The sequence below is a fragment of the Terriglobia bacterium genome, from assembly GCA_020072565.1.
Taxonomy (GTDB): domain Bacteria; phylum Acidobacteriota; class UBA6911; order UBA6911; family UBA6911; genus JAFNAG01.
Window position 1 is genome coordinate 42,625 of sequence record JAIQGI010000021.1, and the last position, 23,529, is coordinate 66,153.

At 56.6% G+C, this 23,529-nt stretch carries 18 protein-coding genes; 3 read left to right on the forward strand and 15 right to left on the reverse strand.

Going from position 1 to position 23,529, the window contains the following annotated elements; all coding sequences use genetic code 11:
• Positions 1 to 29: 29 nt before the first annotated feature.
• The 12 genes from LAP85_14980 to LAP85_15035 all read right to left on the reverse strand — a co-directional run bounded on the left by LAP85_14980 (position 30) and on the right by LAP85_15035 (position 12,381).
• On the reverse strand, positions 30 to 4,178 hold the full coding sequence (locus LAP85_14980) for a phage tail tape measure protein (protein ID MBZ5497704.1): 4,149 nt from the start codon (positions 4,176 to 4,178) through the stop codon (positions 30 to 32).
• Positions 4,179 to 4,551: 373 nt separating this feature from the next.
• Positions 4,552 to 5,322, reverse strand: a complete 771-nt coding sequence (locus tag LAP85_14985; protein ID MBZ5497705.1) for a hypothetical protein — start codon at positions 5,320 to 5,322, stop codon at positions 4,552 to 4,554.
• 72 nt (positions 5,323 to 5,394) lie between these two features.
• The gene (locus LAP85_14990) at positions 5,395 to 5,808 is read right to left on the reverse strand and encodes a hypothetical protein (GenBank protein ID MBZ5497706.1); all 414 of its coding nucleotides are present in this window, start codon (positions 5,806 to 5,808) and stop codon (positions 5,395 to 5,397) included.
• A gap of 71 nt (positions 5,809 to 5,879) precedes the next feature.
• Positions 5,880 to 6,572: a hypothetical protein gene (locus tag LAP85_14995; GenBank protein ID MBZ5497707.1), complete on the reverse strand. Its 693-nt coding sequence runs from the start codon at positions 6,570 to 6,572 to the stop codon at positions 5,880 to 5,882.
• Between the two features lie 260 nt (positions 6,573 to 6,832).
• Positions 6,833 to 7,225 carry a minor capsid protein gene (locus tag LAP85_15000; protein ID MBZ5497708.1) on the reverse strand — a complete coding sequence of 131 codons (393 nt, stop codon included), beginning with the start codon at positions 7,223 to 7,225 and terminating at the stop codon, positions 6,833 to 6,835.
• A gap of 12 nt (positions 7,226 to 7,237) precedes the next feature.
• A complete protein-coding gene (locus tag LAP85_15005; GenBank protein MBZ5497709.1) occupies positions 7,238 to 7,690 on the reverse strand; it encodes a hypothetical protein in 453 nt (150 codons plus the stop codon).
• Complete coding sequence (locus tag LAP85_15010; GenBank protein ID MBZ5497710.1) at positions 7,683 to 8,048, reverse strand: hypothetical protein; 366 nt, start codon at positions 8,046 to 8,048, stop codon at positions 7,683 to 7,685. The genes LAP85_15005 and LAP85_15010 overlap by 8 nt, the downstream gene beginning before the upstream one ends.
• Entirely contained in the window at positions 8,048 to 8,599 is a 552-nt protein-coding gene (locus LAP85_15015; GenBank protein ID MBZ5497711.1) for a hypothetical protein, read from the reverse strand. Before LAP85_15015 ends, LAP85_15010 begins: the two co-directional genes overlap by 1 nt.
• Before the next feature lie 102 nt (positions 8,600 to 8,701).
• Positions 8,702 to 9,094 carry a hypothetical protein gene (locus LAP85_15020; protein ID MBZ5497712.1) on the reverse strand — a complete coding sequence of 131 codons (393 nt, stop codon included), beginning with the start codon at positions 9,092 to 9,094 and terminating at the stop codon, positions 8,702 to 8,704.
• A 60-nt stretch (positions 9,095 to 9,154) separates the two neighbouring features.
• Positions 9,155 to 10,291, reverse strand: coding sequence for a hypothetical protein (locus tag LAP85_15025; GenBank protein ID MBZ5497713.1), 1,137 nt, complete (start codon positions 10,289 to 10,291; stop codon positions 9,155 to 9,157).
• Between the two features lie 187 nt (positions 10,292 to 10,478).
• The gene (locus tag LAP85_15030) at positions 10,479 to 11,276 is read right to left on the reverse strand and encodes a hypothetical protein (GenBank protein MBZ5497714.1); all 798 of its coding nucleotides are present in this window, start codon (positions 11,274 to 11,276) and stop codon (positions 10,479 to 10,481) included.
• 139 nt (positions 11,277 to 11,415) lie between these two features.
• Positions 11,416 to 12,381, reverse strand: coding sequence for a hypothetical protein (locus LAP85_15035; GenBank protein MBZ5497715.1), 966 nt, complete (start codon positions 12,379 to 12,381; stop codon positions 11,416 to 11,418).
• A gap of 139 nt (positions 12,382 to 12,520) precedes the next feature.
• Here LAP85_15035 and LAP85_15040 point away from each other — a divergent pair, with 139 nt between their 5' ends.
• Both LAP85_15040 and LAP85_15045 read left to right on the forward strand, forming a co-directional pair.
• Positions 12,521 to 13,240: a DUF3800 domain-containing protein gene (locus LAP85_15040; GenBank protein MBZ5497716.1), complete on the forward strand. Its 720-nt coding sequence runs from the start codon at positions 12,521 to 12,523 to the stop codon at positions 13,238 to 13,240.
• 18 nt (positions 13,241 to 13,258) lie between these two features.
• Positions 13,259 to 17,608 (forward strand): hypothetical protein, encoded by a 4,350-nt coding sequence (locus tag LAP85_15045; protein ID MBZ5497717.1) that lies wholly within the window; start codon positions 13,259 to 13,261, stop codon positions 17,606 to 17,608.
• A gap of 80 nt (positions 17,609 to 17,688) precedes the next feature.
• On the opposite strand, the gene LAP85_15050 is transcribed toward LAP85_15045, so the two are convergent.
• The 3 genes from LAP85_15050 to LAP85_15060 are packed head-to-tail and all read right to left on the reverse strand — an operon-like array spanning position 17,689 to position 21,040.
• Positions 17,689 to 19,056 (reverse strand): DUF4055 domain-containing protein, encoded by a 1,368-nt coding sequence (locus LAP85_15050; protein ID MBZ5497718.1) that lies wholly within the window; start codon positions 19,054 to 19,056, stop codon positions 17,689 to 17,691.
• A 30-nt stretch (positions 19,057 to 19,086) separates the two neighbouring features.
• Complete coding sequence (locus LAP85_15055; protein ID MBZ5497719.1) at positions 19,087 to 20,508, reverse strand: terminase family protein; 1,422 nt, start codon at positions 20,506 to 20,508, stop codon at positions 19,087 to 19,089.
• The gene (locus tag LAP85_15060; GenBank protein ID MBZ5497720.1) at positions 20,438 to 21,040 is read right to left on the reverse strand and encodes a hypothetical protein; all 603 of its coding nucleotides are present in this window, start codon (positions 21,038 to 21,040) and stop codon (positions 20,438 to 20,440) included. Before LAP85_15060 ends, LAP85_15055 begins: the two co-directional genes overlap by 71 nt.
• Positions 21,041 to 21,464: 424 nt before the next feature.
• Here LAP85_15060 and LAP85_15065 point away from each other — a divergent pair, with 424 nt between their 5' ends.
• Entirely contained in the window at positions 21,465 to 23,516 is a 2,052-nt protein-coding gene (locus LAP85_15065; GenBank protein MBZ5497721.1) for an ATP-binding protein, read from the forward strand.
• Positions 23,517 to 23,529: the final 13 nt, after the last annotated feature.

Genomic DNA, 23,529 nt, shown 5'->3' on the forward strand with positions numbered 1-23,529 from the left:
CTGCAGGTTCTGCTGCCTGAGGCAGAGAACTACGCGCGCATGTAGGCAAAACCTCCATTGCGCCAAGCAGCGGTTACGGCCTGTGCAACCTTGGCATTGAAGTCGTCCGCACCGTACACATCGCCGTTGATATTGACCACGATCGGCGGAATGTCACCCTTGTTGTCGCCTGGATTCTCAGGCACCGTGTCGCCATTGCCGGGTACCGTGTCGCCGTTGCCGTTTGGGTTGACCACGGGCGTAACGCCATACTTCAGGTTGTGAAGCATGGTGTCGATCTCGGTGCAGACTTGCGTCGCAGCTGCCGAAATCGCATTCGTAATCTTTTGGCCCACGGTGTCAAACTGGCTCGTCACCGTGTCGGTCAACCGTTGAATCTCGGATTTCACCTGCGTCTCTGCGTTATTGAGGTCGCCAAGCAGATTCTTCACCTGGTCCTGATACGCCTTGTCCATCGCGGCTTTCGTTTCCGCGAGCAGCGAATCCGAGATCGTGTTGAATCCCTGGCCGTACCGTTCCACTGCTGTCTTGCCGGCGCTCCCACCGTACTGGAGCAGAGCCTGCTCGATGACGCCGCCCGGAATGAGCTTGCCGGTGCTTTGGAACTTGCTCACTGCATCATCCCAGCCCGACAGGTTGCCGATGCCAGAAATGGCCTTAAACTTCTCCGGATCCAACCCGGCTTTGGTGAGGGCGTCTACAACGTCCTGGTCCCATTGGCCGCTGAGCAGCTTTTGGACCGGGTCCATTGTCGGCGCCAACTTTCCCAGCTCGTCCTTCAGCTCGGTGATGAAATCAAGTGAGTTGTGAAGCCCGGGAAGGGACGCCGCCTCGTCGAGCTTCGACATCTCCCCGCCCCATTTCTGATACATCGAGATGAGGTCGGGAAGAATTTCGCCCGTGTCCTTGAAGTGCTGCACGAGGTCATCCCAGGTCCTGTCCTCCTTCGTTAGGTCGGACATAGCCCTGAACTTGTCGATGTTGCCGCCCAGCTTCTGAATCTGGTCGGCCAACTCGTCGGTGACGTTCCCCGTGGTAATGAAATCGTCGTACAGGTGCTTGGTCGTGGGAATCAGACCCTGCACGGTTTGCTTCAGGTTTTCGAGGTCCGTGACTGCTTGGCTCGTAGCCAGTAGCAGATCGCCCCAGTTCGGCAACGCCTCCTTAAGCGCTGCCGAGTTTTTGAACGCGTCCTGGAACTGTTTGTTCAGCTCGGTCCAATCCCCAGTTGCCTGTCCCAACTCGAAGGCCGCACGAAAGTTAAACGTGCCCCACGAAGTCTTTACCGTTTCCAGCGACTTCAGGAATTCGTTCACCTTTCCCTGCGCTTGAGCCATCGGGTACAGCGTCTCGACCAGAAACTTGGGAGCCGAGGAGATGTCCTTTCGGACGTTCCACGCTGCACCCTCGGACAGTCCAAGGCTCTCGTAGTACGACTTGAACTCGTCCTCCGTCATGTTGATGCCGCCAAAGTCGCGAGCAATCTCCATGGCGCCGGCCTGGCCGGTGGTTTTGCCTTTGATGGCCGTTACCAGCGATTGAATGCCCCTGCTGATCGCGCCCACGGCCGCACCGATAGCAGCCCCGATTGCCGTGCCGATCACCGGGACCATTGACCCGATGGCCGCGCCCATCGCGGCGCCGCCACCGATGGCCTCGCCCCAGCCCAGCGCGCCCTTACGATTGAACGAATCCATGAACGCCATGGAGCCGCCTGCCATAAGCGCACTCTGTGTTACTGTCGCGCTTTTGCCAGACAATCCGAAGATCCCGGCCGGACTTGCGCTACCAGTGCCGCCGGTAGCTTTCCCAGTGATCTTTCCTTTGATCCAGTCAGAAATCTCCTTGCCCAGGTCCTTAAAGGCATCCTGGAGAGGGCTGAGCAGCTCAGACAAAAACGTGCGCAGAAGACTCTTGGCGGAATCTTTCGCGATTTGCGATACGGTGCTCCAGAATCCCTTCCAGTCCACGAGGGCATCGGCAATGCCTTTGATCCAGTCGTTGAAGATGGTCGAGAACTCCTGCGTGATGCCGTCCTTGGCGTCAGCGGCGCCGCCAACCATGATCCGATTGAACTCTTTCCATTGCTTCTCCAGTTCCGCATTCGTCGGCAAATTGAAAAGCCCTTTGAGCGGATCCCTGGGCTTCAATTTGATCAACTCCTCCTGAGATTTGTTGATCTCCTTCATGATCTCGGAAACGGTGTCGGCCGGCTTCTCTTCCTTGATGTTCTTCAGCTCGTCGTGCCATGCCTTCATGGCATCGTCGGCCTTCTTCCACACGAGCGCGGACTTGTAAAGCTCCTCGTCCGTCTTGGTAAGCGGCTGCTGGAAATCCTTCTGCGCTTCAGTAGCCTTGACGATCTCCTGCCAGTGCGCCTGCGCATACTGGTCGACAGTTGCGCCCACGGCCGCGTACTTCTGATACTCTTCCGTGATCGCCGACATCGGCCTGATCTGCTTGAGCCACTGCTCCTGGAGTTTCTTTTCCTCCTCGGTGAGCTGGTGAACGGTCGCGGCTTCCGTCGCCTGAGTCGCCGCCTTCTTCTGCGCGAGTTTATTGATTTTGTCGTAACCGTCGAGCATCGGCTTGACGCGGTCGATGTATTTCTGGGGGTCTTCCCAACCAGACCGCTTCAAGATGTCGATGCCGTATTGCGCCTCGTACTGGCCAAGATTTAGACTGCGCGCGCGTTTCTCCAGTGCCTCCGCCTCTTTGCGGAGTGCGTCTTGGGTCATCTGCTCTGCTTCTTTGACGCGGCCCTGGAACAGGCCCATCTTGTTCCAGAGCTTCGTGAGCGCTTCATCGGCCCCGGTGAGATCCGCGATCCAGCGGCCGATATTCCAGCCGAGGATTGCCACGCCGGCAGCCGAAGCTGCCTTGCCAAACAGCCCCATGCTGGTTACGGACCTGCCGAGCGCGGCCGTGAAGTTCTCCCAGTCGGAGACGATGGCCGCGATCTTGATGACCGCGATCGTGCTGGCAAACGCCGCGAGCGCGACGGTGTACTTGTTGATCGGGACGGCGCCACCTTCCAGGAAGCCGTTTAACTCCCGAATGGATCTGGTGAAGTCGCCCGTAGCCGGCAACAGGCTCTTGAAGGTCTTGCCCAAGTTCGTCCACAGCGCTTCGAGCTGATCCTTCAACGTCGCGGTTTGCTTCTTAAAGGCTTCATCGGTCAGTCCCGCGGCTTCTCCCATGTCTTTGAGATACTGGGTGTAGGTGCCCGATTGCTCTCCGGTGAGAGCGAGAGCGGCGCGCAACGCCCGGACGCTGCCGAAAAAGGTAGCGATCGCCTCGTCGTTGCCTTTCGAGGCTTTTGCCAGGTCTCCCAACGCGCCAGCCAGTCCTTTTGACTTCAGAGCCGCAGCGTCGATCTCGACGTGTAGCTCTTTGGCGAGCTTCTTCGCCTGTGCGGACGGATTCAGAAACGCAAGCAACGCCTGGTTCAAGCTGGTCGTCGTGATCTGCGCGCTCAAACCCATCTGGGTCATCGTGGCAAATGCCGCGCCCAGCTGTCCCAGGTCGACCTTCAGCGCCGCCGCAGTCGGGATCACCATGCCCAGCGAATGGGCCAGCTCGTCGCCTGTGGTCTTCCCTTTGCGGACCATCTGGAAAAGGATGTCGCTTACGCGTGTCGTCTCTTCGACCTTCAAGCCGTACGCGTTGATGACTGTCGTCAAGAGATCTACCGACGTGTAGGTGTCGGTAACGGCAGCCTTGGCAAACTTGGCTGCATCCTCGACAAACTTCACCGATTTCGAAGGATCGATGTTGGCAGACAATGCCAGGTACATGCCCTTGGCAAGCTCTGCGGTTGTCCCGAATTCAGCCGAGACGTTTTTCAGCTGATCGTACAGCGCGCCGGCATTGACCTTTGTTTCGTCGAGCAAGGTTCGGACATTGGCCCAGACCTTCTCGCCCTCCATGGCGGATTGCGTCCACTCCCGAATTTGGTTACCGACGGCCAGGGCGCCAAACGTCAGGCCAAGTCCACCCACGATGCCCTTGACTGTGTTCAACACGGACCCGAACTCGCCGGCTGCCTCCGCCGCCCGCTTCTGCGATTTTGCGGCTTCATCGCCCACGTCGCCGAGAGCCAGACGCATCTTCTCAAGCGCCGCCACTCCCTGGGCCGTGTCTGCCCGAAGCGTGAATTGGATGGTGGAACCCGGCATGGATCACCTGATAAAGACCGCTGCGAGCCGCGCGGCGATTATGTTGGCTTGAAGTTCGGCCACATGGACTTGCCGCTTGAATGCAAATCCAAGGCGTCGCGCACGAGTTCGACATTCTTGGTCGCCTCAAACACCGCTTCAACGTCCCTCTTCGGATACGGGTTCTCTTTCAGACCACACTGTAGGCAGCACCGAGGGTCTTTTTTAAGCAGACCGCAATGACGGAGGTGCAGAGTTTCGTGCCGGATTTCGTCCTGCGCCTTTTGGTCGCCAAGCAGCGGGAAGAGGTCCGCAAAACACTCCTCCCGCCCGCACTTGGCATCATCGCGCAATAGCCGATAGCCGCGAAGGCTCTTGCCCAGAACCTTCGCGACTAGCCGTTTTTTACTGCCACGCGGCTGAAGACACGGTTGACGAAAAACAGCTTGTCGCTCAGTTGCAGCTTGGGAAGCCACGCGTTCTTGTTGGCTTCCGTGCAGGGCTGATCGTTGATCAGGTAGCCGCCGAGGCCCGTGAGAAGCGAATCCGCGAGCTGCTCGATCGCATCCCAGTTGATGCGCACGATTTGCCGGCGGCCCTTCGTGACTTGCTTGCCGGCACGCTTGTGGCGGATCCGATCTTCTTCCGTAACCCGGCGGTGCTTGAAACTCACCGGTATGGCCGTCACGGCGTCAAGTTCCGGCACATACAGCGGCCGCTTCGCCTTCACTTCCTGCTCTGCGCTTCCGAGCACCAGCTTCAGTTTGCCCGTGCCCTCCTCGCCAGCCACAATCAGGTTGCCGTAACCTTCCGTGTAGATGCGCGCTTTGATCTGTGGATTGGCATCAAGCCAGGCGAGCATTTCTTCCTTCGTGGCCTCACCCTCAATGCCCAGGATGCCCCGGAAATGCTTCGTGACAAATGCCCGCACGCCGGCATCGTCGCCGGCTTCAGTTTCGGTTTCATCGGGAAGGTCCGACGCTTTGGTTCTCGGCATCAACTCGTCAAGGAACGCCCTAACCTCATGCGCACCGGTCTGCGCGTCCATGGCGAAGTAGCCCATAACATCCTGGCCGCCTTGCTCAAATTGTAGTGGGAAAATGACCTCGTCTCCGGAAAGCTCGTAGACCACTCCATCCTGCTTCACGACTGCGACATTGCCCATCCAACTGTTCTCCCAAAAAGAAAAAAGGCGAGGTTCCTCTCGTCCATCCGGCAACCCCGACCCTGACCCGACCTAACTCGTGCTTCTGGTGATCGGCGTGTTGATGCCAATGTTGATCGTCAACTCCTCGGCAGTGCCCACTGCTCCGGAGATCAAGGGGATCTGCCCCATGAAGCCTGAGAAGGAAAACTCCGGATTATCTGCGCCTTTGACTGCACGTTTGCGTCGCATGATGAACGGCACCAGCTGCCCCCTGGTGTTCCACAGAAGTTCGTCCACGCTGCCGGCGCCATAGTTCTTAAACATCTTCGCGCTCGCCGTGGGCTTCTCCAGGCCGGGCACATAGACATGGCAACTGTCACCGCTTGCCGTCGATTCGATCTCATCGAGTGCGAAGTTGAGCTGAATTTCCGACACCTGATCGGAGATGTCATTCCCGTCCACACTGAGGAACGGATCTTTGATGACTTCAACCACAGCGGTCATTGAAACTTCCTCCAAAAATGAAAAAGGTCCGGATCTCTCCAGGCCTCGTTAAAGGTCCACTCCTCACAGTTCTATGCGATTCCGGCCACCACGAACACCGTGGTCGGACCGACGGCCGTTATGACTGCACGCCATTGAGCGCCGGCAATAGGACCGTCTACTACTTTGTAAAGCGACCCCGGCCCTGCCGTCTGCTCAAAGGTGATCTTGTCTGCGCCGTCTATCTGAATGGAGCCGCTCGCACTGCCTTCAAAGACATGCAGGGCTGCAAACATCCTCGATCCAGCAGGAACCGCCCCGAGGTTGTATGCCGTCCCTTGATGCGCGCCATCGGCGAGCGTTGCCTTCGCCATGAGAATCGTGCCGCGAATCACGGCGCCGCCCGCCTGGCTCATATTGAAGTCGAAGCTCGGCAGTTCTCCCACAGCCATGCGCGGTGCATAACTCAAACCCCATGCCTTCGTGAAGTAGGCAATCTCTCCTGCCAGGCCGCCCTTCTGTGTTACGGACACGGGAACCCCAGCCTTGCCCAGCCGCGCCACCAGCGTCTCATCCACAAGCCCCTCGCCGAAGCTGACGAATCCCTTCTGGTTCAACGTCACCTTGGATAACCCTGGAGCGTTGACATGTGAACTGTCCGAGAACGTGGTGCATTCCTTCATGTCAAACTCCAGAGTGAGGTTCACTTCATTTTCATCTCCGCTCAGGTCCACGCCGCCCAGGTACACCTTGCGGTCCTTGATAATGTTGACAATCGCTGTCATGCCGCCCTCCTAGAAAATGGATCCGCAAGACCTGCACGCCGTTCTGCCGTCCGACGTTGGAATGTGAAACTCAGGCTTTGATCCGCACTTGGGACATGTCTTTGGAAGCTCGATACCTGGATCTTCCTCCAGTTGATGCCTCAGCGCCGCCCGAAGGGAATGTATCTCGGCCAGCAAGGCTTGTGCCGAGGCAGCGGCCGCCTCCGCTGAGGCTTCGACTGCTCGTAAATGTGCTGCGGTCAGATTCATGCCACCTCTCGTCATAATGCGGTGCGTTCTTTCAGGACCTTGAAATTGCAAGCAAAGACCGTTCGGCCCTGCTCGTCTCTGCGCAGCAGAAACGGTTCGTCGAGCGCTGCAATCCACACGTACCGTGTGCCGTTTAGCGTTTGGTTTGCCAATCCGTCTAGGAGCTGCTTGATCCTTTCGATTTTCAACCGGCCGGACTCGTAATCAGTGTCGCGGACTTCGATTTGAAATCTCGGCTGCTCCGCTGCGATCCCTCCAGACGTTCTGATGGGTGCCTGGCCGCGATACTCGAATATCGCCACCGTGGAATCCGGCGTCTCTGGAAGGTCAGATTTGAACAGGTCCTCGCCCTCTGTGCCGTACTCGTTCTCGGCCAGATACCCACAGATGTCGTCAAGCAGCATTGGCGATCTCCCTTACCTCGGGAAGTTCGTCTCGACCTCAACCTCGATCTCTCCGGCTATCGCACTGTCGAGCTTAGGCCACGCCTCGTTGATCGGGTCTTCGAGAAACTTCGCCTTTCCGGACGGATGCTTGGCCGCAAGATTCTCATGGACATGTTCCGCATACCCGACATGCTCCGGCGGCTGCCTTCCCGAGTGAATCCCGACGTGAGTCCCGCTTCCCGCCGGGCCGCCATATCCGCCGACGATCGTGACAACGCTGCCCGCGATGACTGGCTTTTCTACATGTCCCGTTGATTTCAAGGCGCCTGTGTCGACGGGACATTCCCTTTTTGACTGGGTCATCACCTCTTCATACCAGCCGTAGGCACCGCGAGCTACCGCCTCGGTCTGCCCGCGTTTGAGCTTTTCCAGACCATTGATCGCCTGCGCCAAACCGACGAACTCGCCTTTGAACTCAATCACGCCTCTCTCCGAACCAAACCTCGACCGCGTAAGGTTGCCCCTCGCTGTCGAGCGTTGCCTGAACATCGACAATCGGAAGCCGTGAGCCGTCCGGCAAAGTGAAAACGTCCATTGGTTTGACCGTCACGTTTTCCGGGATGATGATCTGGGTACGGCTGACAAGCTCGGTTCCATCCGCCAGTCTGCGGCGCCGCTCACGGTTGACGATCAGCGCCTTCCTGGCTACGGGATCGTTGTATTCGGGCTTTCCGTAACCGGATCTTCCCTTGATGGTTTGATGCTGCACGGTGGCGAGCAATCCCTGAACGGTCCGCTGTGCCACAGCCACAAGGTCGTGGATGAGTTTCGAGTTCATCATCAGGCTCGCACCAAATTGATCATGCCGCTTGATCCATACTTGCGGTCTCCCCAAAGGGAGATCATCTCGAAGACGGCCTCAGGAATGACGCGGCGCTTTGGAGAATTGCCTTGGTTGAAACCAACCTTGACCGGCCCGACAGTGACATCACCCAAGCCCTCGGTCGATAGGTCTGCCGTCCGATCATTGGCGATCAGATACATTGCCAGCTCCGCCTGGGCGTCCTTCAGCGCCTGCGGAATCTCGCTGTCAGAGAGAAGGCGGCCAACTCCGTCATAAAGGCCGCTATCTATTGGATCGCCGTCGTACATGCCGATGCGAGGCCACTGGAGCGCCTGGTTCTCTGGGTCGGTCGGGTAACCTTCCCATGCAATTTGGCTGTCGAGCAGCCGGGCAGACCACAGTAACGCCTTGGCCCTGGTCTCGGGTGTCGCGGCGTCCCAGTCGCTCGTATGCAATCGGGTCTCGTGATAAGCATTTGCCTCATCGAGCGAACAGTACGAGTTTGAGTCCGATCCGCCGGGCGTTGCATTGATTTCCGGGACTGCCATGTCTCACCTCGCCTTTAGTAGGTGCTTATCACCTTGGCGCCACGCTTGATGCGCCGCGTGTCTTGCCTGGTCGGATTCGGTTCAACCTCGATGCCGCCGACCTTATAGGCCAGGCGAATTAACAGCCGAGCCAGCTGCATCCTGATTCTCGTCGTGCGGGACAACTTCACCGCCATGTTCATCCTCGGGTTTGATGTCGGTCTGATCGCTTTCACCCGGCCTTGCTCCTTTCTGTTTTTTCGCTGCCTTTGCCGCTGCTTTGGCCGTTTTTCTCGCTATAGATTCCACTGCCCCCTCAAGCCCTGGAATCGGCGGAGTCTCGGGCCGTTTGCCATCCTTTGCCGCTTCGCCTTCCCCCTCCGGCTCATTGGCAGTTTTGGATTCCTTGTCGCGGTCCTCCCAGCGCACATAGCGCGGATCTTTCCCGATATCCCTTTCATCCAGCCACAGAAATTCCTGGGGCTTCTTCCAGTTCACGATCTTGATTAGGGCCATTAACTACCTCCGAAACGACAGCGGGGCTACCCATAGCAGCCCCGCCATCAATAGGATTGACTACGCTGCGTCGCGCAACCGGACGCCCATGTTGCGATCAAGCACCTTCATCCCGTATAGGACGTCGAGCGCGACCTTGATCGTGCTGTCGTCGCCTTCGTACCAGATGCGGGAACGAAGCGCCAATCCGGTGATCGGATCGGTGATCGTGGAAATACGCGCGCCCAGGTTGTTGCCGGCCTCGGTCAACGGAGCCATCGCAAGTGCGATGGCATTGCGGTGGAAACCAATACTCTCGCTGAAGTTGCCCACGATGACCTTCACCACCTGTGCATTGGTAACGGCCAACTGCAAACCGGGCTCAATCTTCAGCGTAATCGCACCAGCAATGGCAGTCGCATCCTCGGTGATCACATACTTCTGGGTGTGACCCGTGATCTCCAGGACATCGCCAGCCTTGACCGTGCCAGCGGCGGTCAGACCGTCTACGTTGATGGTCTTCGTGCCCGCGACATATCCGGGGGCATTGGCAATCGCACCATCGGGATCGGCACAGGCGCCGCCGGTGTGGGTGTTGACGTTCTGATTCGCGAACACCTCGAACCCAAACTTCTGGCCCAGCGTGCCGCGCATCTGGGTCTGAACACCGGCATCTCCGGCGCCGGACGCCTGGGAAAATGCCGCCAGGTTCAGGAACTCGCCCTCGAGTGTCCCGTTCAGCATCATGTGCAGATCGTCCATCGGCACCTTGTTGTTGAACAGGACCGTCCGTGCGGCGGTGATATCGGCGACGGCAGCCGGCCCAGTCGCGACCACATAGAACGGGAACAGCCTGTAAAGCGCGGCCAGTTTCTGGTCGATGTCGTCCGCCAGGGCGTAGGCCGCCGGCCGGATGTGATCGTTGATGATCTTCTCGGTGGTGAAGGTCAACTCCTTGTCGGTCAGAGCGAACTTCACCTCGCGCCAGAAGTTTAAAGCGATCTGCACCTCGCCCGCCTTGATGTCCTGTGCCTGCGACGGAGCGTCCTGAGCGGCGAACGTGCTCGGAACGGAAATGGAAATGACCGAACCCTTCTGCTGAGGGCTCTTGTCATAGCCGCGATAAACGCGGCCGGCCATCCCCAGGGCCTTTTCCAGGGCAATCAAGCCTTCCTGGGCGTAAAACAGGGGATCGTATACGGAAAGAACGTTACCCATTGCTACTTGCTCCTCAACATGATGTGCTTCTCTTCACGGCACACCGATCCCCGGTGCCTCTTCACCCGGACCATCCCGGTCCCCGGCTACAGAAGCGCGTCCGTTTCTGTGAAGCGGTTGAAATGATGAAGGCCCGCAACTCGCGGGCCTTCGCTTTCAGTGGATTGTCACTCGTTTGCTCGAAAGACTAATCTGCGATCTCGAACGGCAGCCCGGCCTTTTCGGCCTGCGCCTTCGCATTGCGGTACTTCTGCGGGTCTTTCGCCTCCTCGCGGCTCAGCCGAACCACTTTGGCGTTGCTCGTGCCGCCCGAACTCGGCGGCGTCCCCGCTCCTGCGGACATCTTGAAGAGGTGCGGCGCGTCCTGCTGCAAGCCGCTCACCCACTCATCGATCGAGATCGGCTTGTTCGGGTCCTTGCCGTAAATCACCTGGTCGCCCTTCATCGCTGTCGGGGTCTTGTCCTTCAACGTCCAGGTCCTCTGACCGCGCAGCACCACATCCTCTACGGCATGCTCCAGAACGCCAGCTTTCATAGCCGCGGCGCGAATCGAGTTGTCGATCAGCACCTCAGCCATGGTCTGGTTGGCGGTTTTCAGATCCTTCTTCAGGTCGAGGATCGTTTTGTTGAAAGCGACGATCTGATTCTCATAATCGGCCTTCATACGCTCGGTTCGGAGCTTCAGCAGATCCTCCACCTTCCCGGCGTCGAGCAGCTGTTTATCCTCGAGCTCCTGGAGTTTCTTCTGGGCCTCCTTCGCCTTCTCAGGGTCGATGTCCTTGAACTTGTCGATGGTTTCCTGCAACTGCTTCTTGGCGGTCTTCAGTTCATCCCGAACTGCCGTCAAGGCATTCTTCAGGCCACTGACATCCTCAACCCCTTCCGCGTCGAGTATGAACTTCCCGTCCTTCTCGGCGTAATATTCACGCAAAGCCTCCGGCAGTGCGTCGTGTTCCTCTTTTGAGAGGATCGCCTTCAAAGCCATCCGCAACATTCTCCTAAAATGGAAGCGCCCGAAGTCTGGCACCCGGCCAAATCTCAGGCGTTTCTGTTCTTCATGGATCCCGACCGGAACCCGTCCGGAGGGGCGTTCGCCGTTTCAATCAGGAATCTGTGTCCATCAGCTACGCCACTTTCATGATGGGCAATCTGAGTCCGCGCACCTTCCTGACCAGACCTTCGCTGCACCGGCAGTTCGGGTGTAAGGTCGGACGGGCAATCCCGTTCGGATAAACCCCGTTGATGTCCCGCCGCATAGTCTCCATTCCCCGGCAGCGCGGACACAGCCGGTCGTCATGCGCGACGATCCAGCAGACTTCCCATTCCTCGGGCCGAAGTAGGCCGTCGCTCACCGCCTGGGTCCAGAGTGCCCCCTGGCCGGCATTCGAAGCGTCAATCGTGAGCGTCCTGGCAATGCCTTCGGCCCGCTCGCGAATCAGTCGGTCCGTGTAGTTCGCGACCAGCTTGTCGATTCGGTCCTTCGTCAAGCCCTGCCGCGCGATCACATTGGCCGACCGGGCCATCCCGCCACGGCCGATCTTGTAGAGCGCCGTCTTGCCCAGTTCGCCAGCTCCGCGTCCGGCAAGTTCCTCGAAATACAGCCGGTATCGATCAACGGTCTCCCACTGGTTTGCGGTCAGCCCGACGATCTCCCGGATCTGCCGTGCCATATCATACGGGTGCACGCCTTCGGTAAACGCCTTGAACAATGAGTCCCGGATCGCATTCTCGCTCTCAGCCCGTATCTTCAGGATTGGATTGAGCGTCGCCTCGCGGATGAAGTCGAAAACCTCCGGGTTCGTCACGTTGAGCGAGGCGGTGATTCCGCCGGGTAGTACTGCGACCTCGGCCCCCCCCTCTGCCACATCGCGAATCGTGCGGGCAATATCGGACTGAAACTGCTTCTCAAACTCCTGGAGCGGGATCGCATTCAGCACGCCAGCCATGTCCCGCCGGCGGATCGCTGCTTCTATTCTGGAGATCGCTGTCGCGTCCTTGATCTGCTGAATCGTCCGCAGGAACGCCCTTGCTATGTCGGGCTCCATTTGCTTCGCTATGCGCTGGATACCCTGGATGTTTTGGATTGGCATTTAGTACCTGTGCGGGGACTGCAAGCCCATAAAACTGAATGAGTTGAGGATGTGAAATTTTCTTGACTCTTACTCATAACATGGGGAGACTCATCCGAGTGGTTCACTCTATCTATCCATTGCAGGCAGTCAGATTCCTATGGCGGTCAAGTCCTATTTTGATGGAAGCGGGGACCCAGGCAACAGATCAGAGAGGTACCTGACGCTGGGATCCTATTCAGGATCAGCGAACGCTTGGCAGCATATTGCGCCAATTTGGTCAAAAGTTTTGGATAAGCACGATGCTGCATACCTTCATATGTTTGAGGCGGCTTCCCTTAAGGGCGAATTCAGAATCAGTAACGGATGGAATCGCGACCGAGTAACGCGGCTTCTTCTTGACTTGGCCGACGTTGTGAATTGCTGGCATGAACGAACACTTTTACCGGTCGTAGTGTCGGTAGAAATGAATTCGTACGCAGCAACCGCGTTGACAATGCAACACAATAGTCAAGTACTCCGTGCTGCAGCCGTATGTAGTGTTCAGTGCTGCCAAAGAATCCTGGGGTCATTAAATCAAAATCCAGCAGATTCAAATTCCACAATAGAAATCTATCGGGATGATCGAGACCCTTATCTGGGTGAGTTAGTCAATGATTGGAGGTCCATTCGGATTCGACGTGAGCAGCAGATACTCAACAAAATTGATAAAATTGAGGCAGTCGACATGAAAGAGACCCCAGGAATCCAAATGGCAGACATGATTGCTTGGACGGCGCACAGATGCCTGACGTACCCTGAGGACCAGAGAGCCCAGATGCTTTGGTTGGCATTGAGAGTCGTCGAAAACAAGATTCTCGGGGGATCGAATCCAGCCTAGGCAAGGAGGTCAGACTCGATGCGGAATGGTCCGAGCTCTAATCCCCTGTTCGGCATAGTTACAGCTCTGCCCATCGAATTTGCTGCGATAAAGGCTATGCTCGACCGGCCACGTGATCTTCAAGTCGATGGAGATCCAAATGATTATGTCGTTGGCACCATCTCGGCGCTTGGCGGTGGCAAGCACACGGTAGTTGGAACACTCTTAAAGAAACCCGGGAACAATAGCGCTGCGACCGCAGCAGCCGATCTGCTTCGCAGTTTTCCGACGGTAGAAGAAGTCCTCATGGTTGGGATAGCTGCCGGCACACCCAATCCCGAGAAAGTAGATCTTCATGTCCGTTTGGGTGATATCGTCGTGTCTGATGTCTCGGGCATTCTGCAGTACGATCTTGTCAAGCTCTCGAACGGCATTGTTGAGATTCGCAGCACCTCGGCGCCTCCGTCTGCACGTCTAATAGGCCGGCTTCACATTCTAGAGGCAGATCGTCTTGCTGGAAAATATCCTTGGGAGCACTTCATCGCACGGGCAAATCATCTTGAAGGTTGTGGGCGACCGGACGCAGGAACGGATCGATTATTTTCGTGCGCAATCCCACCGGCCGAGATCGCGCATCCAGAAGATCCGTATCGTACGCGACGGCCCGGCCTTCCCAAAGTGTTCTACGGCAGGATAGGGTCGGCGAACACACTACTTCGAGATTGTAAGCTACGGGATCGTCTACGAGACCAATATGATGTACGCGCCATTGAGATGGAGGGATCAGGAGTTGCCGATAGCACATGGACGCACCAACAGTCGTATTTGGTGATTCGTGGGATTAGCGATTACGGCGATGGACATAAGAATGATCTTTGGCACGGTTATGGCGCCGTCGTTGCGGCCGCATTCGCGCGGGCGCTACTTGAAGCGGTTCCGAGCAAGGCAACAGGCAAGAAACGCAACAAGCGTACCATAGGAGCTCGATCAAGCCTGCAGGGACGCAAATCTACTGACCGGCGAGCACTTGAGCGATTGCGCCATCTGACCGCGATAGTTCGTGACGACGCTCGCGAAATTCCAGGTTCCGGACCAGAATCCAGACCAATCTATCTCGATGAATCCTTGTACGTGCCACGATCCATAGAGCAAGAACTGGAACATCTGATTGCTGACGCTATGATCGCTGACCCTGTCGTCGCGGTTATAGTGGGTGAAGCAGGAAATGGGAAGACCACACTGCTCTGGAAACTCCATCATGCGCTTACCAACCAATCAAGGTGGGAACCGTGGTTCCTCAAGGCAAGCATGTTATCAATGAAGGAGCATGAGGAAGCGACCGGCAGATTCGACATAAGCGACATCCTTCAGGCAATCAATGCCTTAAAGACAAAGAAACCAATTCTCTTTCTGGATACTGTCGATCTCCTTCTGCATAGTGAACGCGAGCGGGATGCCTTGTTGGAACTGCTTGTAGCCCTACGCAGTCATAACTGTCCAGTGATTGCCACTTGCCGACCCCAGGAGGCGACTCGCTTGCGTAGCGCTGGGGCGCACCACCTCATGCTAGGCCCATATACGAAGACGGAGCTTGATGAAGCCGTAGCAAAGCATGTCGCTCGGTTTTACAAAAATGCTGTCCCTCGTGACCGGCAGGAACATCTCCTGAGAATTCAGGAAGCTGTTGCACTTGGGCTTCCGATACGGGAGATCTGTTCAATTCCTCTTACACTCCGGATGCTGTTCAGCCTCTATGCGCCTGAAGAAGTACCCGTTGAGATCCATGCCTTCCGTTTGTATGACGAGTACTGGAAGTCCCGCGTCGTCCAAGACGTGCGAGCTGGAAGCCTCCCAGCGGACCTGGCGAATAATAGCCTTGAAAGGTCTTGCTGGCTTGCGTCCCTGACCATGCTGGCCGAAGGTACGCCCGAAATTGACGAAAGAAGAGTCGAACGGGTGCTTTCAGAGTTTGGCGCTTCACCAGAAGATATATGGAGGCTTGCGTCAAGGGCAGTCATTCGCCGCTCTGAAGCAGGCACTATCAGCTTTTTTCACCAGACATTCTTCGAGCATAGTGCAGCACGAGCAATATTAGGTCTGATGGGCACTGCAGGCCTAGCATTGATGCGTCGCCGGATAAAAGCATCACCGAACGATCTTTTTCTTAGTCCCATCCACGAACAACTGCTTCTGCTTAGTGAATTTGACGTTTCGCTTAGGAGTCAGGGGAACTCAGCCCTTGCAGAACTTCTTTCGATAGAGGGATATCCCAGAATGTCTGGGATTTACGTGTATGCTCACCTTAGCAATCCTACGGTTGAGATCTCAACTACCATCAGATCGTTGCTGACGAATGAAGAGACGGCCCTCGTAAAGAGGTTTCTTCAAGTTGCTCCCAACATGCCAGGTTCAAGACTTCGCATGCTCTTTGAGGAACTAGGGAGCATCTGGTGCCGCAATCAGTGGACAGAGCGACAACATGTTCTTGAATTGCTCGAGCGATTGGGTTCTCGTGACGCGCTCTCGGTCAAGGAGTTTCTCGAACGGCACTCGATTTTCGACCACGTCCTCGCTATGCCTGCTTCTGCAGGCCCGGGTGATCGCAGACTGCTTCGCGTTTTGCACGCAATCGCGCCGGGTTTTCCAGAATGGACCTGGGGGTGTCTCATCCAGCTATATGCTAAGTCCCTTCCTCGAGCTGAAAGCAGGCAACTCCAAGTGGCAATCCTCGATACTATATGCGCGCGTGCGAGCACTTTTTCTCCTAGTGGTATTGCGAGACGATTCGAGGACGCCATTTCCGGAGCGGCAAATAAACCCTACACCAATGATTTCGATGACCTTACGCGGTCAGCAGGGCGCCTCTGGGCAATCGAGTGGAAGGAGAGTGGAATCCAGATTAGATCGATTCTAGAGGAGCTCGCCAAAATGGAGGACGGCTTGGGATTGCGAGCTAGGCTCAATGGCCTCAGTTACCTCCTCATTGAGTCGAGTGAGGTCGAAGCAAAGCGCGCTTTTGATGTGTTCAAAGGAGAAACCGACGTTTTTCGACTCTGGCTTTGGAGCATGGTCGTCTTTCCCAACTGGCTTCGCGGCAACCGAGGAGACATCGGTTCCGCCCAGACAACCGATAGTGTCAGATTCCTCCGTCGAAAAACGAGGACCGTGCTCACGCTCATTGCCTCTGAGAAAGAGACGTTGTTGGCCCCGATGCGACGCGCATTGATAGAGGCCTCTCTACCTCCAGAAATTCTGCTGGAGATCCTCAGCGACGTACATCAAGACGAATGGCTCGACCCTGATCGCCTGGCAGAACTTCTCGCTGATGCTGCTCTTGCGAATCACCCAGCGGCCTCGCGGGCTCTGGAACAACTGATTTCTGACCCCAAAATGTTCAGTCAGTCGACTGCGTCCATGGTGTGCTCACTATTGGCTCGCAGGGCTCAGCAAAACCGTCGAGCTGTTTTTAAATTAATTCAGTTATCGGTGAAGATCAGAGATTCAGTCCGTCTCTTCAGAGCACTGGCCATGCTCGAAGGACCTGTTGAACCATGTATTCTTCGGTACGCCTCGCAACTGGACCATTTTCGGCAAAGTCTAGTTGATTCTACAGCAGGACAAAGCCGGCGCATTGGATTAATAATATGGCTCCATTTGCTGCGCCTCGGACTGGTACCGGAACCGATATTGTCAGAACTTCAGGGACGATTCCAAAAAGAAAGCGATTTACGCGCGCGGGCCTCCATCGCACGTCTGATTGCACAAGCAAGTATTGGTCCCGGCTCAACATTAAAAGAGATTGTAGATATCCTAGGGCCCATGTCACTGGCAACTGATGAGGACTTACGGACGCAGGCATTTGACGCTCTTGCTCGGGCAGTTGCCGAGCGCTCAAATGATCCGGATCTTTACGCGAAAGTTCTCGATATCGCCTTGACCCAGCCGACAAATGCCGGCCGACTCTCCATGGTCGGTCATCTCGTCACCCGTCTCCTGCCGCAGACCCCAACACACGCCCTGGAAATGTTCGAGCGGCTTCTGCTTTCGCCACAAGTAGCTGCGATGGGCGCGCAGGCCAAACGAGTACTCATCAACCGTCTGCGGACTCCTGCTCGGCATCTTGTTTCGTCAATCTCATCGACCGATCGGTTGCAGCTTATCGGCCACGTACCAGGTCTTGATCGCTTTCTGGGTCGGCTCGTCATCGAAGCGATCTGCCATGAGGCGTTCGATTCCGTAGTGCCCCAACTGGATGCCCTTCTTCAAACAAAGCTTGATGGCGATATTAAAGAACTCATCCGGCGCCAAAAATACCAACGAGAAAGAACACTTGGTGGAGACCAGTGGCCCGAAGTCCTCCAGGCGGTTCGAAATAAGAGCAGGCTCTAATTCGCCTTGTCGATCTGCCTGCTTGGATGCTGGAATAGGGAACCATTCATCTATGGGCCGTTAGAACATCCGTTGCCGTCCTACAGAACTGCTCCCGCCAGGACCTCGCTTTGCTCTTGCGCGAAGTCTACGCCGGGCCTGGTAAGGCCGCTGCGCTCCATGTTGTGATACAGGGTGGCCTTGGCAATCGCACCGCCTTGCCAAACTGTGACAAGCTCGCGCAACATGGCGGGATCCATCGACTGTTCAAAGAACTCGGTGTTCAACCGGACCATAATGCTTCCTGACGCCCCAGCCCAGTCCGCAAACCATTGAAGCGCGATTGTTAGCGCCAGGCTGGCAGTGTTCCCGATCGTCGTCAGCGCAACCTGCTCGCCGCCCAGCCTGAGGCGTATCGCTTCGGCGGCTTCGGCTGCGCGTTTTGGATCTTCCAACAGGCGAGCGCCCAATGCGGCCATCATCGCCTCTTTCTGGGAAAGCGCCTTCTCCAGCGCTCCCAGACCCTGGCCCGTAAACTCCAGGATGCCGGCCTTGGCGTCGGTGCGGTCGGTAATCCATGCTGTCTGACTGCCGATCCGCAGTTCCGTTCCCTCCGTCGGGAATCCTGCCACCCAGACGGTAGGAAGAGCTGTGTAATGTCGCCCGTGCTCCAGATCCGCCGAGCTGCGATAGTGCGACAGGTTCACGTCGACCAGGTCTTCACTCGGTGACTTCTCGACATCAGGCAGGATCGTGTTCGGGCCGATGAAGCAGAACGGAATGAAATCTAGCGGCTGCCCCTTTAGCTTGGGGACATATTCCGCGACTGGAGTCCACGAATCTGAGTCGTTTTTGTCGATCTGTCGCCATACCCTGACCGTGTACGTGTTGAGCGCATCGCCCTCAAGGGTCAGCACCCGATACTGCTCCACGTTCTTGATTTCGAATGGATCTTCAGGTTGCGGCACCGCTTCAGTTTCCCTCAGCACGACCATCGACAGCACCACGTCTCCCTGCCGGCGGGCGGTCTGCCAATTAACGATCTGTTCCGCCTTGAAGGGGATCAGGTACGGACGCCGCTCCTTGGATTCCTCGGTCGGCATGTCAACCAGGATGCCATAGCGCCCAACCGTCAAAACCTCCTGAAGCGCCGTCTTCGCGAGCGCTTCAATCGGGACACCGGTCAGCGTTACATCCTGGAACTGCTGCTGAATCGAATCAGGGACTGCAATCTGCGGGTCCTTCCGAAATACGCAGCCGAGCCAGCCTTGAATCGTCCGGGCGGTGGCGTTGTAGTACAGGGCCCGTTCCATGTACGCGTCGTAATCATCGCTGTTCTGGCCTCCCAGTTTTGGAAGGTACGTCTCGCCCCGAGCTTTGACAGCCTCGCTGCCATCGAACGCATCCCGGCATTTCTGCCACTTGCCTTCGTTCTCGTCATACTGCGGATGCTTCGTCGTAACGCCCATTGAACCGCGCCTCTCCAAAATGATGAGACCTCAGAATCCGGTGATTTTCCCGACCTTGATCGACGCCTTGCGGTACATCGCCCGATAGCGCGTCTCGTCCGCGATGTGGTCTTCAGACTCGTCGTTGATGTCGTCGGGGTCGCGCTCGTCCCGCGGCAGCACCGGAACCGTCCGGATGAAATCCCGGCAAGTGTCGAAAACGAACATGCCCGCCGACTCCATCGGTCGATCCAAGCACGCTTTGAGCCGTTTCCTGAGTTCCTGCCAGCCCGGTTTGCGGCTGTTGTCTGTGCGATTGTCCCAGCGGATGCCAACCGCGGCCATGTCCTCGGCTACGCAGTTGCCGTTTTCCTTGCTGAAGATCGATGGATCGGCCGGTCCCGGCCTTATCGTATTGCCCTGAACCAGGGTTTTGAGGAGGATGCTCTCGCGCTCGCGAATGCGCCGCGCAATCTCGGGCGCCGTCAGCTTCAAACCCTCGTTGGGATTCCCGGAGCAGCCGTAGTACTCTGAGATCCGGAACAGCGTTCCCCGTGGGTACACCTTCCCGTTCGGCGCTTGTGTGCCGTCGCTCTCCGCCCACCAGCCGACGCTGAACGGTTTCGCACTGCCCCAGTCAAACGAGCGATCCACATACCACGTCTTTGGAACCGTGAACGGTTGGACCAAGTGAACATCGGGCCGCCAGAGGTCGTCCAACATGCCGCCGGCAACAATGTCCCAAATGCCCCAACGCCAGGCTTTGAGTAGCGCCTCGTTGCCCGATACCGACTCCACAACGCGCTGCCAGTACTCGGGATCTGCCTCCAGGAGCTTCCTGTTGTCTTCGAGCAGCGCCGGAATGTAGACGCGCTTTCTGATAGCAGTTGAACCATCGAGCAGCTTGATCTTTTGGACGTGTGGAATCAGCGGTGGCGCAGGATCAACATAGCGGCCCTTCACCCAGGAATGTCCAGGTCCGCCCGGGTTCCCAGTGCACCGGAGAATCGTCTTGACACCCTTCGCGCTTCGCAGGGTCGCCTTGATCTTGTCAATCGCGTACGGGCTGGCCCAGTTCGTAACCTCGTCGAACCCGGCCCACGTGTACGAATGGCCCTGGTATTCCTCAGCGTCAACGTCCCGCTCGAGATGCCTGAGCTTCAACTGCGCCCCGTGCGTCCAAGCGAACGTCGGCGGGGACGTCTTCCACGTCACCCCCATCGGCAGGTATATCTCTTTTGCCCGCCGGATGATTTCTTCGAACTGCTTGTACCGTTTTCTGAACAGGATGCCGTTTGCGTTTGGGCCATGCTGAATGACGTGATTCAGCCAGTCGCCCAGCAGGCTGTCGGTCTTGCCCCCGCCGCGTCCTCCGCCAAGGAAGACATCGGAAATTTTGCAGCTAATGAGCCAAGTTTGCGGCCCCGGCTGTGGCTCCCAAATCGTTACTTCTTTGATTGCGCCGGCGCTCATATTCCTCTTGGCTTCGTTTGGCCCATTCGTCGTCGTCCTCGACCGGCGTCGGCAGCCTCACCACTTTCACCTCACCCGAATGATCCGCAGCCACGTTGTCTGTCGGCTCGCCCCTGGCCAAACGCTCAATTTTCACTCCCACCTCAAGCAACCGCGCAATCACGCTTGGCGTCATCTCAACGTCTTTCCTGACTTGCCCCTTCTCGTCGAGCAGGTTCTTGACGCCGCCCATCGCGATGTTTTGCAGCGTTGTTCCTTCCCTGGCCTGACGCTCCGCCATTTCGATGCGGGCCTTTTCCTGCGCGGCCTGCTTCAATCGCTGCATGTGCAGGTCATAGGCTTCGGCCCGCTTCAGCCAGTCCCACTTGGAACTCAGATCCCACATCATGCGGACGGATCGCCCGACCTTCTCCGCAACCTTTTTGACCGAACGCTCCAGAGCTTCCATATCTCGATACAGGCAGAAGTACGAATACGCCCGCATCGACTCAAACGGCTGCCGATCCCATTCCTCAATCTCGATCTTGGCCACGACACACCAACCGCTTCACTTCGTATGCGCTTCTTGCCGAGCTGCAATGATTCCTGCGACCGCTCTGCGTCGCCACCGGTCAAAGACCTCGATCTATCTTCATACTTTCCGTCGATGTTAGGTCGCCGACTGTCTTGGGGGCCATCGAGAGCTACGCGGATTGACCCTGCCGAGTCGATAGATGATGGAACATTGTCTGTCAGCGAATATCAAGGTCCAATCCGCCATACCGAGCGGAGCCGCGCTGGAAATCTCAAAAACTCCATGACCGACAACATCGTTTTCGTTGTAACATCAATTTGCAAATCCCATTGGGATTCGGGACAACGCGGTTGGGGCAGCATCCCGTTATCTGAAGGCTAAGTGGTTCACTTGCAGCCGAGAATGACCAGTGCCATACCTAGAGTTGGAGATGGTGTAATTTATGCGACTCGACGTTAAAGGCCGTATCCGCAATGTTTCGCTGCCGGCGAGCAGGCCGTTGCTACCGTTGTTCGAGGCCATCGTCAATTCGGTCCAGGCCATTGAAGACAGCGGCGAGGCGAAAGGAACTATTGAAATCTCTATTCTGAGAGACAATTGGAATTTGCTGAGCGATCAGGATCGCGCGTTTGGTGACATCATCGGGTTTGAGGTATCAGATAACGGCATCGGCTTCACGGAGGAGAACTTTGCAGCGTTCGAGACCTCCGACACAACGTACAAGCAGAACCGGGGCGGTAAAGGCGTTGGCAGGTTCCTGTGGCTCGTGGCGTTTGCACGCGTCGAAATCGAAAGCCATTACCTGGCGAACGGACAAATGGAAGTCCGCCGGTTCGCCTTCGTACCGGAAGGCGAAGGCGTCCAAGACCCTGTTCGCGCTGCTTCCGACCGGGCGACACGGTCAACCACCGTTCGGTTGACGGGCTTTTTGCCAAAGTACAGGGAAACATGCCCAAAGAAGGCGGAGACCATCGCCGCGCACATCGTTGAACACTGCCTTGAGTTCTTCATCCGCCGAGATTGCCCTCGGATCATCCTGACCGATCAGCAGTCAGGAGACACCTTTGAACTTAACCGGATGTTCGACTCTGAAATGGTTACACATTCGAAGGCCGATGATTTCACAGTCAAGGAGAAACAGTTCTTCATCGTTCATGTCCGTCTCTATTCCTCCCATGCGCGCGAGCATCTCGTCCATTACTGTGCTCATGACCGGATAGTGAAATCGGAGCGGCTTCGAGGTCGTATTCCTGATCTGGCCCGCTCGCTCGAAGACGACGAGCACCATCCCTTCCTCTATGCTGCTTATGTCGAGTCCGACCTCCTTAACGATACCGTCAATCCCGACCGTAGCAACTTTGACATTGCCAGCGACCCACCCGATTTGCCCAGTGGCGAAATAACCTGGAAGGACATCAACGCGGCTGTCGAACAGCAATGCCGTTCATTCATTACCCACTACACGCAGACAATCGCCCGTCAAAAGCAGGATCGCATCAACCGCTTTGTGGCCACCGAGGCTCCAATGTATCGGCCGATAATGAAGTACATTGGAGAGAAGATCGACAAGATCGATCCTGAAATCAAGGACGATGAATTGGACATCCGTCTCTATGAGGCCTATCACGCTCTGCAAGTGGAACTACATTCGGAAGGGCAGACACTCTTGCAAACTGAGGCTACCGCCGCTGATCTGGATGACTATGCCAGCCGGCTTCAGGCCTATTTCAACAAAGTGACCGACATTAACGCCGCCGATCTTGCCCGGTACGTCTGCCATAGGAAGGCTATTCTGGACTTTCTGCAAAAGCAACTTTCCATTGACGAGGAAGGCAAGTATCGTCGGGAAGAACGCATTCACAACATCGTCTTCCCGATGGGAAAGACTTCGGATGAGGTTCCACTTGAAGGCCATAATCTCTGGTTAATTGACGAAAAACTCGCCTACCACGCTTTCCTGGCTTCGGATAAGCAGCTCCGTTCCTGCCCGCAGTTGAATTGTACGAGTGGCAAGGAACCGGACATCATTGTGTTCGATATCGCCTGCGCCTTCGTGCCTTCCACAGATCCGCCGTATCCAGCGTTTGTAATCGTTGAATTCAAGCGGCCGATGCGGAAGGATTTTAATGAAGACAAGAATCCTTTCGTGCAGGTCCGTGAGTATATCACGGAGCTCCGCTCCAGGAAGGCCCGCACGCCTGAGGGCCGCGACATCCCAATCGACGACAACACCCCTTTTTACTGTTACATCGTCTGCGATAACGTCTCTTCGCTTGAGCAGCAAGCCAAGGACTTTGAGCTTCTGGACACGCCCGATGGACAGGGCTTTTTCGGCTTCAAGCGGCACTACAATGCCTACTTCGAGGTAATTTCGTATACCAAGATGGTGACGGATGCCAAAAAACGCAATGCTGTCCTGTTCCAAAAGCTGGGATTGCCCGCGCGCATCAACTTGAAGGATCCCACTCCTGCGCCGTCATGCGCGCAAGAATGAAATCCTGATGATC